Here is a 15,841-nt window from a genome sequence, read left to right as displayed (position 1 = left end):
TCGGGGGACAAAAACGTGGGGCATGGAGTGCCAGAACTCGTACTCGAATTGAACGGAAGGACCTGGACCCTCGATCCGTCCAGGTCGTACACCCTCGGTCGCGATCCGCAGGGCGACCTGGTGATCGACGACGCGCGGGTCTCGTGGCGGCACGCCACGATCAGCTGGGGAGGCCGCGGCTGGGTCATCGAGGACCACGGCAGCACCAACGGCACGTACGTACAGGGCCAGCGGATCCACCAGATGGAGATCGGCCCGGGCTCGGCCGTCCACCTCGGCAACGCGACCGACGGACCGCGGGTCAGCCTGTCCGGCTCCGCGGCCGGCGCCTACAGCGCGCAGGCCGCCGCGCCGCAGGCACAGCAGGCGCAGCCGCAGGCGGCGCCGGGGCAGCAGGGCTGGCAGCAGCAGGCGCCGCCGTACCAGGCGCCCCCGCAGCAGCCCGCCCAGCAGGGCTGGCCGCAGCAGCAGGGCGCGGGACAGCGGCCGCAGGTACCGCAGCAGGGCGGCGGTCCGGGCGCCGGCGGTGCCGCGGGGGCCCCGCCGGTCTACGGCGACCGCAGCCCCACCACGTTCCACCAGCTGTCGCTGGGCCGCGTGATGCGCATCGGCCGTGCGCTGGAGAACGAGCTGGTGGTCTCCGACCTCCAGGTCTCCCGCAACCACGCCGAGTTCCACGCGACGCCCGACGGCCGTTTCGAGATCCGCGACCTGGGCTCGCACAACGGCACGTACGTCAACGGCCAGCCGATCGCCAAGGGCGGCACCGCCCTGCTCGGCCCCAACGACATCGTCGGCGTCGGCCACTCCACGTTCCGCATCGTGGGCGGCCAGCTCGAGGAGTTCGTCGACACCGGCGAGGTCTCCTTCTCGGCCCGCCACCTCACGGTGACGGTCGACGGCGGCAAGCAGATCCTCAAGGACGTCTCCTTCGGCGTCCCGGAGAAGTCGCTGATCGCGGTCATCGGCCCGTCCGGCTCCGGCAAGTCGACCCTGCTGAAGGCGCTCACCGGCTACCGGCCCGCCAACCAGGGCGACGTGCTCTACGACAACCGGAACCTGTACAAGCAGTTCGCCGAGCTGCGCCAGCGCATCGGTCTGGTCCCGCAGGACGACATCCTGCACAAGGAACTGACCGTCAAGAAGGCCCTCAAGTACGCGGCCAAGCTGCGCTTCCCCGCGGACACCACCGAGTCCGAGCGCGAGGCGCGCATAGACGAGGTGCTGCGCGAGCTGAAGCTGGACATCCACAAGGAGAAGAAGGTCACCTCCCTCTCCGGCGGCCAGCGCAAGCGCGTCTCGGTCGCCCTGGAGCTGCTGACCAAGCCCTCGCTGATCTTCCTGGACGAGCCGACCTCCGGCCTGGACCCGGGCATGGACCGCGACGTGATGCAGCTGCTGCGCGGCCTGGCCGACGACGGCCGCACCGTGCTCGTGGTCACCCACTCGGTGGCCGAGCTGGCGATCTGCGACAAGCTCCTGGTGATGGCGCCCGGCGGTTCCGTGGCGTACTTCGGCCCGCCCGAGGAGGCGCTCAACTTCTTCGGCTACAGCACCTGGGCCGACGTCTTCTCCGCGTTCGAGAACTACCGCGACTACGACTGGGCGGGCCGCTGGAAGGGCTCGCAGCACTACCAGATGTACGCGGCCGACATCGACGCCGTCGCCGCGCAGTCCGTGCAGATGCCGCCGCCGCAGGCGATCAAGCCGCCCAAGCCGCAGGGCTGGGGCGCCCAGCTGTGGACCCTGATCCGCCGCTACACCTCGGTCATCGCCTCCGACAAGGGCTTCCTGGGCCTGATGGTGATCCTGCCCGCGGTGCTCGGCGTGGTCTCGGTGGTCATCCCGGCCACCTTCGGCCTGGGCAAGCCGACACCGCCGTCCCGGTTCAACGGCGACGCGGGCACGATCATGCTGATCCTCGCGGTCGGCATGTGCTTCTCCGGCGCCGCCAACTCCGTACGAGAACTGATCAAGGAACGGGTCATCTACGAACGGGAACGGGCCACCGGCCTGTCCCGCTCGGCGTACCTGATGTCCAAGGTGATCGTCCTCGGAGTGATCACGGCCATCCAGGGCGTGATCATCTGCACCATCGGCTTCTACCCCCGCGAGCTGCCCGAGAAGGGCCTGATCATGCCGCCGGCCGTGGAGCTGTGCGTCACGATCATCGCGCTCGGCTTCACCTCGATGATGTTCGGCCTGGTCATCTCCTCGCTGGTGAAGACCGCCGAGAAGACCATGCCGCTCCTCGTCATGTTCGCCATCGTCCAGGTCGTCTTCACCGGCATCCTGTTCAAGGTGTACGGCTCGCCGGGCCTGGAGCAGTTCGCCTGGCTGATGCCGTCCCGCTGGGCCATCGCGGCGGCGGGCGCCACCCTGGACCTGGCGCACCTGATGCCGCCGTGGGACCAGAAGAACCCGACCGACCTGGACCCGCTGTGGGAGAGCACCGCGGCCCAGTGGGGGATGAACATCGGCGTCCTGCTCTTCATCGGCGTCGTCTGCGGCTTCGCGGTGGCGCGGCTGCTGCGCCGCCACGAGCCGGAGGTCATGCGCAAGTAGCGCGGACGCGCGCACGCACGCCGAAGGGCGGCACCCCGCACGGGTGCCGCCCTTCGGCGTGGGGACGTCGGTCGCGGCTCAGTAGGCGCTGTTGACGTTGTCGATGGAGCCGTAGCGGTCGGCCGCGTAGTTGGCCGCGGCGGTGATGTTGGCGACCGGGTCGTAGATGTTCCCCGAGGTGCCGGCCACCCGGTAGGCGTTGAAGGTCGGCTGGATGACCTGGAGCAGGCCGATCGACGGGGTGCCGTTCTGGGCGTTGATGTCCCAGCCGTTGATCGCGTTCGGGTTGCCGGTCGACTCGCGCATGATGTTGCGGTGCAGACCGTCGTACGAACCCGGGATGCCGTGCTTCTTCATGATGTCGAGCGACTGGCGGATCCAGCCGTCGAGGTTGTTCGCGTACACCGGCGTGCGGGCGGCGGCGCGGCTGGCCGCGGCCTTGTCCTCGGCGCGCTTCTTGGCGTCCGCCTCGGCCTTCGCCTTCGCGTCCGCCTCGGCCTTGAGCTTCGCGGCCTTCGCCTCGGCCTTGGCCTTGGCGTCCACGACGACGTGCTGCTTGCTGATGCTCGCGTGCACCGCGGTGTTCTGCGCGCTGTCGGCGTCCTGCGACCAGGCCACGGAGGAGCCGGCTGCCAGGGCCTCGGTCTCGGTGGCGCCCCCGCCGGTGGGCAGGGCGGAGAGGGCCAGGGCCGCGGCGCCCAGGGTGGCGACGCCGGCGATCGAGAACTTGTGGGCCTTGGTCAGTCGACTGTGGCCGGGGTTGCTGCTCGCGGACATGCGGGAGTACCTCGTTCGAATCGCGGAAGTCGCTCAGGCCGGGGGCGGCGCTGCGCCCTATCGGCGGCGACGGCTGCAATTCTTAGCGGCCGCAAAATGCCCTGGCAAAGGTGTGACGTACGATCCCGGGTAGTGGAGACGGGCGTCGCGCGGAGGGTGCGAAAGCCCCCGCGTGACCCGCCCGCACCGCTCTGACGCGGCCCTTACGTCTCCACTAGCCTCGTTCGTAAGTGATGTGCGTCCTATGCGCGGGCTCACATCGGAGGCGTAACAGTCTCACCTTCTGTTGCGGGAGCAACGCACTCAGTGAGCGGCCTCCTCCGGGAGGATGAGGTGCACGTCCCCGAACTCGTGCCAGAGGTAGAGCCGGCGCAGCGCCTCCTCGTACGCGGCGACGAGCGCGGCCCGCCCCGCCAGCGCCTCCAGCATCAGCAGGTGCGACGCCCGCGGCTCGTGCAGCCCCGTCAGCAGCCCGTCCACCGCGCCCACCCCGCGCCCGGGCGTCACCACCAGGTCCGTCCACCCCGACGCGGCCCCCACCATCCCGCCAGGGCCGGCCGCCGACTCCAGCGCCCGCACCGCCGTCGTCCCCACGGCCACCACCCGGCCGCCGCCCGCCCGCGCCGCGTTCACCAGCCACGCCGAGGACGCCGGGACCGCGAAGCGCTCCGGGTACGGCGGCTCGTGCGCCTCCGCCGACGCCACCCCGGTGTGCAGCGACACCGGGGCGAACTGCACGCCCCGGCTCACCAGCCGCGCCACCGCCGCCGCCGTGAACGGACGGGCCGCGCTCGGCATCTCCGCCGAACCCGCACCGTCGGGGGAGGGCAGCGCGAACACCGTCTGGTACGCCGACAACGGCTGGTCCCGCTCGGTGTAGCGGTAGCGGATCGGCCGCCCGTACCGCGCGAGCAGCCGCGGCACCTCCACCGACGGCCGCGCCCACCACAGGCGCCCGCCCCCGGCCGCCAGCGGCCCCTCCAGTACGAGCCGGTGCCCGCCCGGCAGCCGTACGGCACCGCCCGCCGGGCCGCCCGGACGCGGCCCCGTCGTCCCCGCCCCGTCCGGCGCCCGCAGCTCCACCGCCCACCGCCCGTCGTCCCCGCGCGTCGAGAAGTGCACCACCACCCGCTCCGCCCCGAGCCGCCCGTCCACCGCCGCCGGCAGCGTCCGCGAGGTGTTCACCACCAGGACGTCCCCGGCCCGCAGCTGGTCCGGCAGCTCCGCGAACGCGTGGTGCGACACCCGCTCCCCGCGCGACACCAGCAGCCGCACGTCGTCGCGGCCCGCACCGCGCTCCTCCGCGGGCACGCGCGCGTGCAGCCCGTCCGGCACTCCCAGCTCCTCCAGCGTGCTCACCGGCCCTCCTCCACCAGCGCCGCGGCCGCGTACCGCCCGCTCGCCGGGCGCTCCCGCAGCAGCCGCAGGAACGCGGGCGCCACCGCCGCCGGGTCCGGCCGCGCCCCCGCGTCGTCCGGCACCGCCGCCGCGTACAGGTCCGTCGCCATGTCCCCCGGGTCCACCGCCCACACCCGCAGCCCCTGCTCCTCCACCGCCAGCACGGCCGCCAGCTGGTCCAGGGCCGCCTTGGACGCCCCGTAACCGCCCCACGTCCCGTACGCCTCCGCGCCCGCGTCCGAGCTGACCGCGACCACCGCGCCCGCCGCACCGGCCCGCAGCAGCGGCAGCGCCTCCTGCACCAGCCCCAGCACGGCCACCACGTTCGTCTCCAGCGCCGCCCGCAGCCCGTCGAGCGCCAGTGCCTCGAGGCGCACCAGCGGCTCGGCACCGAGCGCGCTGGCGTTGTTCACCAGCAGGTCCACCCCGCCGAGACCACGCGCCCGGGCCACCAGCTCCGCCCGGTGCGCCGCGTCCGTGACGTCCCCCGGGACCGCCACCACGCGCGTGCCGTACCCCCGGGCCTCCCGCGCGCTCTCCTGGAGGACCTCCTCCGTCCTGGCGTCCAGGACCAGGTCCCAGCCGTTCCGGGCCAGCTCCCGCGCCAGCGCGCGGCCCAGCCCCTTCGACGCACCCGTGACGATCGCGACGGCCATGACAGGCTCCTCTCCCCGCCGCACCCCCTGTGCGGACCCCTCCCACCCTCCGCCCCGGCCCCCGCCCGCCACCTCGTCCCCGCGCCCGTACCGCCCAAGGCACTTCGACCTAGGCCCAGCGCCCCATCACCAGGCGGTCCCCGGTCCGATGTGCCTGTCACACCCCGCCGGTACCGTGAGGCCATGAGTCACCGACCGAGCTCCGGCCTCGCCGCCGTGAGCACCGCGCTGCTCGCGATGAGCCGGCACCTGGAGGTGCGCGACGTCCTCAAGACGATCGTGGCCTCCGCCCGCGAGCTCCTCGACGCCGAGTACGCGGCCCTGGGCGTGCCCGACGACCACGGCGGCTTCGCCCAGTTCGTCGTCGACGGCGTCAGCGACGAGCAGTGGCGCGCCATCGGCCCGCTGCCCCGGCAGCACGGCATCCTCGCCGCGATGCTGCGCGACGCCAGGCCCGAGCGGCTGGCCGACGTCCGCAAGGACCCGCGCTTCGAGGGCTGGCCCGACTCCCACCCGGACATGTCCGACTTCCTCGGCCTGCCCATCAAGGACGGCGACGAGACCATCGGCGCGCTCTTCCTCGCCAACAAGCGCTGCCCCAAGCCCGCGGGCGGCTGCGGCTTCACCGCGCAGGACGAGGAACTCCTGACGATCCTCGCCCAGCACGCGGCCATCGCCCTGACCAACGCCCGTCTGTACGAGCGCAGCCGAGAGCTCACCATCGCCGAGGAGCGCTCCCGGCTGGCCCACGAACTGCACGACGCGGTCAGCCAGAAGCTGTTCTCCCTGCGCCTGACCGCCCAGGCCGCCACCGCGCTCGTCGACCGCGACCCGGCCCGCGCCAAGGGCGAGCTCCAGCAGGTCGCCGCCCTCGCCGCCGAGGCCGCCGACGAACTGCGTGCCGCCGTCGTCGAGCTGCGCCCCGCCGCCCTGGACGAGGACGGCCTGGTGCACACCCTGCGCACCCAGGTGCAGGTCCTGGACCGGGCCCACACGGCCCGCGTCACCTTCGACAGCAGCGGGGTGCGCGCCCTGCCGGCCGCCCAGGAGGAGGCCCTGCTCCGGGTCGCCCAGGAAGCCCTGCACAACGCCCTGCGGCACTCCGGCGGCGACCGCGTCGCCGTGTGCCTGGCGCGCCACGGCCAGGGCGCGCTGCTCAGCGTCACGGACAACGGACAGGGCTTCGAGCCGCGCTCGGTGCGCCGGGCCGGACGCCACCTCGGCCTGGTGTCGATGCGCGACCGCGCCGGCGGCGTCGGCGGGCGGCTGACCGTGCGGTCGGAACCGGGCGCCGGCACCACGATCGAGATGGAGGTCCCCGGTGGCTGACAAGACCATCCGCGTCCTGCTGGTCGACGACCACCAGGTCGTGCGGCGCGGACTGCGCACCTTCCTGGAAGTCCAGGACGACATAGAAGTGGTCGGCGAGGCAGCCGACGGGGCCGAGGGCGTCGCCCGGGCCGAGGAGCTCAAGCCCGACGTGGTCCTGATGGACGTGAAGATGCCGGGCATGGACGGCATCGAGGCGCTGCGGGCCCTGCGCTCCGCGGGCAACGGCGCCAGGGTCCTGATCGTCACCAGCTTCACCGAGCAGCGCACGGTGGTGCCCGCCCTGCGCGCGGGCGCGTCGGGGTACGTGTACAAGGACGTCGACCCCGACGCCCTGGCCGGCGCCATCCGCTCCGTCCACGCCGGACACGTACTGCTCCAGTCCGAGGTCGCGGGCGCGCTGCTCAGCCAGGACGAGACCGGTGGGGGAGGCGGGCGCGGCGGCACGCTCACCGAGCGGGAGCGCGAGGTGCTCGGGCTGATCGCGGACGGCCGGTCCAACCGGGAGATCGCGCGGGCCCTGGTGCTGTCCGAGAAGACCGTCAAGACGCACGTGTCGAACATCCTGATGAAGCTGGACCTCGCCGACCGCACCCAGGCGGCCCTGTGGGCGGTACGGCACGGCCTGACCTCGTGAGGAACCGCGTCAGCCCGTGTCGACGTACGGTCTGAGATTCATACCGTCGTGTGTATGTCCCTCACACGGCGCATCCTGATCGTCGTGCGGCCGTTCTCCATGGCGTGCTGCGGCGGCTGGCCGCAGCGACTGTTCCAGGAGGATCCTGAAGTGAAGAACCTGAAGAAGGCCGCTGCCATCACCCTGGTCGCCGGTGGGCTCATCGCCGCCGGTGCCGGTGCCGCCACCGCCCACTCCGGCGCGGACGCGGACGGCAAGGCCACCAACTCCCCGGGCGTCGCCTCCGGCAACCTGGTCCAGGTCCCGGTGCACGTCCCGGTGAACGCGGTCGGCAACACCGTCTCGGTGATCGGCGCGCTCAACCCGACCTTCGGCAACGAGGGCGTCAACCAGTAAGACGCCCCGCGTTCCGCAGTGCTGCGGCCCCCCGGCAACCGTCGGGGGGCCGACCCCTTTTCCGGGGCCGTACGCCTTCGGGTCTTCCGGGGCCGTACGCCTTCGGGCGCCGCTCTCCCCGTACCGCCCTCGCCGGCGGCCCGGGAGCGTCCCCCGGGGCCGTCTTTCCGCTGGTGGGGCGCTCTGCCTATGGTCCGACGATTGATCCAAAAGAGCGCATCGGGGCGCTGCCCCGTGTCATCCATCCAGCCCATGCGTTCTTCAGCGTGCGACCCCGCGGCTGGGGTCGAACCGCAACAGGAGGAACACCTTTCATGAACACTGCCAAGAAGGCCGCCATGGTCCTCGCCGTCGCCGGTCTCGCCGCGGGCGCGTCCGCCGGTGCCGCGTTCGCCGATGCCCCGGCCAACGGCAAGGCCGAGAAGTCCCCGGGCGTGGGCTCCGGCAACCTGGTCCAGGTCCCCGTGCACGTCCCGGTGAACGTCACGGGCAACACCGCCACCGCGGCCGGCGGCCTGAACCCCACCTTCCACAACACGTCCGAGAACCGCTGACGCGCTGTGCACCCAAGGAGCGCCCCCGGACCGCGAGGTCCGGGGGCGCTCCGGCGTTCACGCCCGTACGCCCGCGCCCGCACGTTCACGCCCGCGCGAGCGGAAGCCGGGAGCCGCTAGCCCCGGCCGCGCTCCCGCTCCTCCACGTGCGCGTTGTACGCCGCCACCTGCGCCCGTCGCGCCACCCGCTCCACCGGACGCAGCGCCGCACCGCGCGCGGCCATCTCCGAGGCGCTGACCGCCCCGCCGTGCCCGGCGTCGTACGCCAGCGAGACCAGCAGCCCGATCCTGCGCGCCAGTTCGAGCACCCGCACCGCGCGCGGCGGGTAGCCCTGCGGGAGCAGCTCCCGCCCGTCGCCCTCCGCCCGCGCCCGGAACGCGTCGCGCGCCGCCTCCGCCGCCGGGCCCGAAGCGGCCACGTCGAGCCGGGTCAGCACCTCGGTCGCCTCCCGCAGCCCCTCGGCCAGCTCCCGCTCCGCCTCGCCCAGCGACGGCACGTCCGCCGGCGGCGCCTGGCGCACCTCCAGGCAGTGCCACACCACCTCGACGTGCACGTCCCCGGCGGGCCCCGCCTCGGTCACCTCGGGCACCAGGCCGTACGGCGCGCCGAACCCGACGACCGCCTCCCCGGCCTCCAGGGCGCGCGCGTTGAACTCCGGCGGCCCGCTGAGCCCCAGCGGGTGCCCCGGCGCCGGGAGCGCGACCCGGAACCCGGTCACGCCCAGCGCGCGCAGCCGGCCGAACGCGAGCGTCAGACCCACCGGAGCCGCCTCGCCGGGCAACCCCTCGACCCGGTGCACCGCGTCGTCCCCGACGACGGCGAGCGCCGCGTCATCCGGTGAGACAAATCCGGCCAGCAGGGCATTTCCCCAAGCGGCCAACCGTCCTGAGCGTGGTTCAGAGAGCATGCGTCCACCCTAGGCACCCGTCGCGCACCCGCCCTACGCGCAGGACCACTCCGCCGGTGGCGTAGGTTTTATCCGGGAAGCCTCGCCCCGCACGTGCCAGCACGGCCCGGGCGGCCGGCGCGGCACGACGACGAACCGCAAGGGGAGACAACGCGCTCATGAGCGACGTACTTGAGCTGGTGGACGTATCGGTGGTCCGCGACGGACGCGCTCTGGTGGACGACGTCTCCTGGTCGGTCAAGGAGGGCCAGCGCTGGGTCATCCTCGGCCCCAACGGCGCCGGCAAGACCACGCTCCTCAACGTCGCGTCGACCTACCTCTTCCCGTCCACCGGCACCGTCTCCATCCTCGGCGACAAGCTCGGCCGCGTCGACGTCTTCGAACTGCGCCCCCGCATCGGCGTCGCCGGCATCGCCATGGCCGAGAAACTGCCCAAGCGCCAGACCGTCCTGCAGACCGTGCTCACCGCCGCCTACGGCATGACCGCGACCTGGAAAGAGGACTACGACCAGGTCGACGAGGAGCGCGCCCGCGCCTTCCTCGACCGCCTCGGCATGACCGAGTACCTCGACCGCCGCTTCGGCACCCTCTCCGAGGGCGAGCGCAAGCGCACCCTCATCGCCCGCGCCATGATGACCGACCCCGAGCTGCTGCTCCTCGACGAGCCCGCCGCCGGCCTCGACCTCGGCGGCCGCGAGGACCTGGTGCGCCGTCTGGGACGCCTCGCCAAGGACCCGTACGCCCCCTCGATGGTCATGGTCACGCACCACGTCGAGGAGATCCCGCCGGGCTTCACCCACGTCCTGATGATCCGCCAGGGCAAGGTGCTCGCCGCCGGCCCCGTGGAGACCGAGCTGACCTCGCGCAACCTCTCCCTCTGCTTCGGCCTGCCGCTCGTCGTCGAGCACGTCGGCGAGCGCTACACCGCGCAGGGCCTGCCGCTCTCCTGACCCGCCCCGCGCCGGGCCGGGTCCCGGCACGGGCGGGCCCTGTCCCCGGGGCGACCCCCGGACCTACCATGACCACGTGGACATCGACGCGTGGGTCTGGTGGCTGATCGCAGCGGTGGGACTCGGCATCCCGCTCGTGCTGACCGCGATGCCGGAGTTCGGCATGTTCGCCGCGGGAGCCGTGGCGGGGGCCGTCACGGCCGCCCTCGGCTTCGGCATCGTGGCCCAGGTGATCGTCTTCGTCGTGGTCTCGGTCGCGCTGATCGCGGTCGTACGTCCCATCGCCGCCCGGCACGCCAAGGGCAGGCCGGGATTCGCGACCGGAGTGGACGCGCTGAAGGGCCGCCAGGCCCTCGTACTCGAACGGGTCGACGGCCGCGGCGGCCGCATCAAGCTGGCCGGAGAAGTCTGGTCGGCCCGCTCCCTCGACGCCGACCAGGCCTTCGAGCCCGGCCAGGAGGTCGACGTCGTCGAGATCGACGGGGCGACCGCCGTCGTGATGTGAGGCGGGACGTGCCGTGCGGTGCGAGGCTGTGTACGCCATGTGAGGGAACGGGTCACCTGACCGCCCGCGGTCTGGGAAACTCGATCATCGGATCCAACCCGGCAGTCAACCGGCAGCGAAGGGCACGGGGAGCGCGATGTCAGCAGTCATCATCGTCCTGGTCATTCTGGTGGTGCTTGTCTTCATCGCCCTGATCAAGACGATCCAGGTCATCCCGCAGGCCAGCGCCGCGATCGTGGAGCGCTTCGGCCGCTACACCCGCACGCTCAACGCGGGCCTGAACATCGTGGTGCCGTTCATCGACTCCATCCGCAACCGGATCGACCTGCGCGAACAGGTCGTCCCCTTCCCGCCGCAGCCGGTGATCACCCAGGACAACCTGGTGGTCAACATCGACACCGTCATCTACTACCAGGTGACCGACGCCCGCGCCGCGACCTACGAGGTAGCCAGCTACATCCAGGCCATCGAGCAGCTCACCGTCACCACCCTGCGCAACATCATCGGCGGCATGGACCTGGAGCGGACCCTGACCTCCCGCGAGGAGATCAACGCGGCGCTGCGCGGCGTCCTCGACGAGGCCACCGGCAAGTGGGGCATCCGCGTCAACCGCGTCGAGCTCAAGGCCATCGAGCCGCCCACCTCCATCCAGGACTCGATGGAGAAGCAGATGCGCGCCGACCGCGACAAGCGCGCCGCGATCCTCACCGCCGAGGGCACGCGCCAGGCCGCCATCCTCACCGCCGAGGGCGAGAAGCAGTCCCAGATCCTGCGCGCCGAGGGCGAGGCCAAGGCCGCCGCCCTGCGCGCCGAGGGCGAGGCCCAGGCCGTCCGCACCGTCTTCGAGGCCATCCACGCCGGCGACCCCGACCAGAAGCTGCTCTCCTACCAGTACCTCCAGATGCTCCCGAAGATCGCCGAGGGCGACGCCAACAAGCTCTGGATCGTCCCCAGCGAGATCGGCGACGCCCTCAAGGGCCTGTCCGGCGCCTTCGGCAACATCGGCAACGGCACTTCGGGCTTCAACACCAAGAGCGGGACCGAGCGCCGCGAAGAGCCCCCGGTCGACTGACGCGTACACGCTATCGGGCATGATCGGTGCACTCGGCACCGATCATGGAGGCTCCGCGCGTGACCACCTGGGAAATGCTGGCCGTACTCGCCGCGGGCATCGGCGCCGGCACCATCAACACCATCGTCGGCTCCGGGACCCTCATCACCTTCCCGGTCCTGCTCGCCACCGGCCTGCCCCCGGTCACCGCCACCGTCTCCAACGCCCTCGGCCTGATCCCCGGCTCCATCAGCGGCGCCATCGGCTACCGCAAGGAACTCGCCGGACAGCGCCGCCGCGTCCTGCGCCTCGCCACCGCCGCCGCGGTCGGCGGCCTCGGCGGGGCGGTCCTGCTCCTGGTCCTGCCCTCCACGGCCTTCGAGACGATCGTCCCCGTCCTCGTCGCCCTCGCCCTGGCCCTGGTCATCCTCCAGCCGCGCATCTCCCGCGCCGTCCAGCGCCGCCGCGAGGCCCACGGCAGCCAGGCCGACCCCGACGGTGGCCCGCTCCTCGTCACCGGACTGCTCCTCGCCAGCGTCTACGGCGGCTACTTCACCGCCGCCCAGGGGATCATCTACCTCTCCCTGATGGGCATGCTGCTGCCCGACACCCTCCAGCGCCTCAACGCCACCAAGAACATCCTCGCCGCCGTCGTCAACACGATCGCCGCGCTGTTCTTCCTCTTCGTCGCCCACTTCGACTGGACCGCCGTCGTCCTCATCGCCGTCGGCTCCGCCCTCGGCGGCCAGATCGGCGCCCGCGTCGGCCGCAAGCTGCCCCCGGCCGCGCTGCGCGTCGTCATCGTCGCCGTCGGCACCCTCGCCATCGTCCAGCTCCTGCTCCGCTGACGCACGAAGGCCCGTCTCCGGTACGAAGACGGGCCCAGGGCCTACCAGTCGGCAGCGGTTCCTCCGGCGGCACCTCCCGCGGCACCTCAAGCGGCCGAGCGCGCCAGCCACTCCGGGAGCTCCGAGCGCTCACCGGCGCGCAGCCCGAGCAGCATCGCGTCCGCCGGGGTCGGCACGAACGGCTGGAACAGCAGCGGCATCTGCGCCTGCTCCGGAGTCCGGTCCGCCTTGCGGTGGTTGTCCTCGGCACAGGACGCCACCGTGTTCAGCCAGGTGTCCCCACCACCGCGGGACTTCGGCACCACGTGGTCCACCGTCGTCGCGCGCCTGCCGCAGTACGCGCACCGGTGCTGGTCACGGGCCAGCACACCCCTCCTCGACCACGGAGCCTGTCTTCGGAAGGGCACCCGCACGTACCGGCAGAGCCGGATCACCCGGGGCACCGGGATCTCCATCGCCGCACCGCGCACACGGAGCTCGGGATGGGCCTGCTCGACGACGGCCTTGTCCTGCAGCACGAGCACCACCGCACGGTTGAGCGTCACCGTCGACAGCGGCTCGAAGCTCGCGTTCAGTACCAGCGTGTCCCGCACTGTGCCCACCTCCCGTGTGCCTGCCCACCCCCGCGGCGGGCTTGGATCAACTCTGGCCGGGCACGCCACGATGGACAACGCAATAAAAATGCCCGCTTCCGATCTCTCCAAGACCAGAAGCGGGCAAACAAAAGGAGAACGCTCAGCTTTCCGCCGGCACCTCGTACTCACCGACGAGCTGCGCACGCCCCAGAGTGTGGAAGCGCAGGTTGAAGCCGACCACCGCGGGCGACACGTCCGCGTCCGGGCCCAGCTTCTCGCTGTCCACGGCGTACACCGTGAACACGTAGCGGTGCGGCCCGTCCCCGGGGGGCGGCGCGGCCCCGCCGAAGTCCTTCGACCCGTAGTCGTTGCGCACGTGCACCGCGCCCTCGGGCAGCCCGTCGAACTTCCCGCCGCCCGCACCCGCCGGGAGCTCCGTCACCGACACCGGGAGGTCGAACAGCACCCAGTGCCAGAACCCGCTGCCCGTCGGCGCGTCCGGGTCGAAGCACGTCACGGCGAAGCTCTTCGTCCCCGCCGGGAAACCCTCCCAGCGCAGGTGCGGCGAGGTGTTCCCGGCCGCCTGCACCTGGGCCTCGGCCAGCCGGGCACCCGGCGCCACGTCATCGCTCACCACCGTGAACGACGGCACCGGCGGGTGGAAGTCATGGGGGAGCGGAGCCCTCTTCGCCTCGGTCACGTGATACCTCCGAATCGACTGCGAACTGCCTGCGCGGCCAGCCTAGGCGCTGCCTAGAACCAGTTGCGACGGCCACCGACGTCGGCGAGCCACTGGTTCAGGTACGCGGCCCAGTCCGTGCCCTGGAAGTCGTGCAGGCCCACCTGGAACGACCGGTAGGAGTCGCTGCCCTCGCTGAACAGGCCCGGCTTCTTGTCCATCTCCAGGATCACGTCCATCTCGCGGTCGTCCGCGACGAACGTCAGCTCCACCTGGTTCAGGCCCCGGTACTGCGACGGCGGGAGGAACTCGATCTCCTGGTAGAACGGCAGCTTCTGCCGGGTGCCCCGGATGTGCCCGCGCTCCATGTCCGCGCTCTTGAAGCGGAAGCCCAGCTGGATGAACGCGTCCAGGATCGCCTGCTGCGCCGGCAGCGGGTGCACGTTGATCGGGTCCAGGTCGCCGGAGTCCACGGCGCGCGCGATCTCCAGCTCCGTCGTCACGCCGATGTTCATCCCGCGCAGCTGCTGCCCGCCGATCGCCGTCACCGGCGTCTCCCACGGGATCTCCAGCCCGAACGGCACCACGTGCACCGCACCGGCCTGCACCTCGAACGCCCCGCCCAGGCGCACCTTGGTGAACTCGATGTCCTGCTTGACCTCCTGGTCACCGCCCTCCACCTCGACGCGGGCCTGCAGACCGACCGAGAGCCCCTCGATCGCCTGCGCCACGCTGCCGCCCTGGATGCGCACCTCGCCCTGGACGACCCCGCCCGGCACGACGTTCGCCTCGGTCAGCTCGGTCTCGACGGACGCCCCACCGGCACCCAGGCTCGCGAGCAGCTTCTTGAAGCCCATGTGTTCACTCCTTCTCGGTCTTGACCCCTACATACGCGCGACGACCGTAGCCGGTTCCCCACTACGCTCGTACGCCATGATCGCCAGCCCCGACCGCACGCCCCTGCCGAGGCACTTCTTCGACCGCCCGGTCCTCGAGGTCGCCCCGGACCTCCTCGGCCGCACGCTCGTGCGGCACACCGAGCACGGTGCGCTCGAACTGCGCCTGACGGAAGTGGAGGCGTACGCGGGAGGGATCGACCCCGGCTCCCACGCCTACCGCGGCCGCACCGCGCGCAACGCGGTCATGTTCGGCCCGCCCGGACACGCGTACGTCTACTTCACCTACGGCATGTGGCACTGCCTCAACGTGGTGTGCGGACCGGAGGGGACGGCGAGCGGGGTCCTGCTGCGCGCGGGAGAGGTACGGGAAGGAGCCGAGCTGGCCCGCACCCGTCGGGTCTCGGCCCGCAAGGACACGGAACTGGCCAAAGGCCCGGCCCGGCTGGCGACGGCCCTGGACGTCGACCGGAGCCTCGACGGTACGGACCTCTGCGCGCCCCGCACCGGAACCCCGGCGCCGCTCACCCTGCTGACCGGCACCCCGGTCGCCCCCGACCAGGTACGCAGCGGGCCGCGCACCGGGGTCGGGGGAGCGGGGGCGACCCAGCCGTGGCGGTTCTGGATCGACGGCGACCCCACCGTCAGCCCCTACCGGGCGCACGTCCCCCGCAAGAGGAGGGCTTGACTCGGCGCGTCGCGACGCCTAACGTAGCCCGAGCCGCTTGAAACGGGCAGACGTTTCCGCGTCCCCCCGTAGCGGCCATCCTCACTACCTACGACCAACCCCCCAACGGGTGCGATTTCGGCATGCCGAAATTCGATCCGAAACACTCGATTATGAGTTGCCGGGGGAATCGGCTAACGTAGTGAACCGCCGAAAGGCAAAGGCCCTCCAACGGCCGCCGGAATTCAAATTCGGACCGGAAACGGAACGGAAAAGAGTCTGGTAAGGTTGGAACCGCCGGAAAGGGAAACGCGAAAGCGAAGAACGGCCCGGCAGCCCGCTCCAGCGGGTGGCGGAAACGGAAATCGGATCTGCTAAGCTGGAAACACGAAAGACCGAAGGGAAGCGCCCGGAGGAAAGCCCGAGAGGGTGAGTACAAAGGAAGCGTCC

17 protein-coding genes are annotated in these 15,841 nt (G+C 72.0%); 10 read left to right on the top strand and 7 right to left on the bottom strand.

The annotated features are described in order from the left end of the window. Nucleotides 1-15: 15 nt before the first annotated feature. Nucleotides 16-2,565 carry an ABC transporter ATP-binding protein/permease gene (locus ABT160_RS20965; RefSeq protein ID WP_351649207.1) on the top strand — a complete coding sequence of 850 codons (2,550 nt, stop codon included), beginning with the start codon at nt 16-18 and terminating at the stop codon, nt 2,563-2,565. 78 nt (nt 2,566-2,643) lie between these two features. On the opposite strand, the gene ABT160_RS20960 is transcribed toward ABT160_RS20965, so the two are convergent. From ABT160_RS20960 to ABT160_RS20950, 3 genes are all read right to left on the bottom strand, one after another. After that, nucleotides 2,644-3,342: a transglycosylase SLT domain-containing protein gene (locus ABT160_RS20960; RefSeq protein ID WP_351649206.1), complete on the bottom strand. Its 699-nt coding sequence runs from the start codon at nt 3,340-3,342 to the stop codon at nt 2,644-2,646. Between the two features lie 303 nt (nt 3,343-3,645). Then, nucleotides 3,646-4,701 (bottom strand): S-adenosylmethionine:tRNA ribosyltransferase-isomerase, encoded by a 1,056-nt coding sequence (locus tag ABT160_RS20955; protein WP_351649205.1) that lies wholly within the window; start codon nt 4,699-4,701, stop codon nt 3,646-3,648. Further along, nucleotides 4,698-5,396: an SDR family NAD(P)-dependent oxidoreductase gene (locus tag ABT160_RS20950; RefSeq protein WP_351649204.1), complete on the bottom strand. Its 699-nt coding sequence runs from the start codon at nt 5,394-5,396 to the stop codon at nt 4,698-4,700. Before ABT160_RS20950 ends, ABT160_RS20955 begins: the two co-directional genes overlap by 4 nt. Nucleotides 5,397-5,579: 183 nt before the next feature. On the opposite strand from ABT160_RS20950, the gene ABT160_RS20945 reads away from it, so the two are divergent. The 4 genes from ABT160_RS20945 to ABT160_RS20930 all read left to right on the top strand — a co-directional run bounded on the left by ABT160_RS20945 (nt 5,580) and on the right by ABT160_RS20930 (nt 8,312). Further along, nucleotides 5,580-6,725, top strand: a complete 1,146-nt coding sequence (locus ABT160_RS20945; protein ID WP_351649203.1) for a GAF domain-containing sensor histidine kinase — start codon at nt 5,580-5,582, stop codon at nt 6,723-6,725. Continuing rightward, nucleotides 6,718-7,362, top strand: coding sequence for a response regulator (locus ABT160_RS20940; protein ID WP_351649202.1), 645 nt, complete (start codon nt 6,718-6,720; stop codon nt 7,360-7,362). The genes ABT160_RS20945 and ABT160_RS20940 overlap by 8 nt, the downstream gene beginning before the upstream one ends. Before the next feature lie 150 nt (nt 7,363-7,512). Further along, a complete protein-coding gene (locus ABT160_RS20935; protein WP_351649286.1) occupies nt 7,513-7,758 on the top strand; it encodes a chaplin in 246 nt (81 codons plus the stop codon). Between the two features lie 314 nt (nt 7,759-8,072). Beyond that, nucleotides 8,073-8,312 (top strand): chaplin, encoded by a 240-nt coding sequence (locus tag ABT160_RS20930; RefSeq protein ID WP_351649200.1) that lies wholly within the window; start codon nt 8,073-8,075, stop codon nt 8,310-8,312. 116 nt (nt 8,313-8,428) lie between these two features. Here the strand turns inward: ABT160_RS20930 and ABT160_RS20925 are convergent, their stop codons facing one another. Continuing rightward, nucleotides 8,429-9,220 (bottom strand): Rv1486c family protein, encoded by a 792-nt coding sequence (locus tag ABT160_RS20925; protein WP_351649199.1) that lies wholly within the window; start codon nt 9,218-9,220, stop codon nt 8,429-8,431. 158 nt (nt 9,221-9,378) lie between these two features. Here ABT160_RS20925 and ABT160_RS20920 point away from each other — a divergent pair, with 158 nt between their 5' ends. The 4 genes from ABT160_RS20920 to ABT160_RS20905 all read left to right on the top strand — a co-directional run bounded on the left by ABT160_RS20920 (nt 9,379) and on the right by ABT160_RS20905 (nt 12,574). Beyond that, nucleotides 9,379-10,170 carry an ABC transporter ATP-binding protein gene (locus ABT160_RS20920; RefSeq protein WP_351649198.1) on the top strand — a complete coding sequence of 264 codons (792 nt, stop codon included), beginning with the start codon at nt 9,379-9,381 and terminating at the stop codon, nt 10,168-10,170. Between the two features lie 76 nt (nt 10,171-10,246). Further along, entirely contained in the window at nt 10,247-10,675 is a 429-nt protein-coding gene (locus ABT160_RS20915) for an NfeD family protein (RefSeq protein ID WP_351649197.1), read from the top strand. Between the two features lie 136 nt (nt 10,676-10,811). Beyond that, the gene (locus ABT160_RS20910; RefSeq protein WP_351649196.1) at nt 10,812-11,747 is read left to right on the top strand and encodes an SPFH domain-containing protein; all 936 of its coding nucleotides are present in this window, start codon (nt 10,812-10,814) and stop codon (nt 11,745-11,747) included. Between the two features lie 59 nt (nt 11,748-11,806). After that, nucleotides 11,807-12,574, top strand: coding sequence for a sulfite exporter TauE/SafE family protein (locus tag ABT160_RS20905; RefSeq protein WP_351649195.1), 768 nt, complete (start codon nt 11,807-11,809; stop codon nt 12,572-12,574). Between the two features lie 86 nt (nt 12,575-12,660). Here ABT160_RS20905 and ABT160_RS20900 read toward each other — a convergent pair whose 3' ends face one another. From ABT160_RS20900 to ABT160_RS20890, 3 genes are all read right to left on the bottom strand, one after another. Continuing rightward, entirely contained in the window at nt 12,661-13,167 is a 507-nt protein-coding gene (locus tag ABT160_RS20900) for an HNH endonuclease (RefSeq protein ID WP_351649194.1), read from the bottom strand. 142 nt (nt 13,168-13,309) lie between these two features. Further along, nucleotides 13,310-13,849 (bottom strand): YbhB/YbcL family Raf kinase inhibitor-like protein, encoded by a 540-nt coding sequence (locus ABT160_RS20895; protein ID WP_351649193.1) that lies wholly within the window; start codon nt 13,847-13,849, stop codon nt 13,310-13,312. Between the two features lie 53 nt (nt 13,850-13,902). Continuing rightward, complete coding sequence (locus ABT160_RS20890; RefSeq protein ID WP_351649192.1) at nt 13,903-14,685, bottom strand: sporulation protein; 783 nt, start codon at nt 14,683-14,685, stop codon at nt 13,903-13,905. Between the two features lie 76 nt (nt 14,686-14,761). Here ABT160_RS20890 and ABT160_RS20885 point away from each other — a divergent pair, with 76 nt between their 5' ends. Next, nucleotides 14,762-15,412 carry a DNA-3-methyladenine glycosylase gene (locus ABT160_RS20885; protein WP_351649191.1) on the top strand — a complete coding sequence of 217 codons (651 nt, stop codon included), beginning with the start codon at nt 14,762-14,764 and terminating at the stop codon, nt 15,410-15,412. Nucleotides 15,413-15,841: the final 429 nt, after the last annotated feature.

The sequence above is a fragment of the Streptomyces sp. NPDC001941 genome (genome assembly GCF_040296945.1).
Taxonomy (GTDB): domain Bacteria; phylum Actinomycetota; class Actinomycetes; order Streptomycetales; family Streptomycetaceae; genus Streptomyces.
Note: the sequence above shows the minus strand (reverse complement) of the source record. Positions and strands in the feature narration are given on the sequence as shown.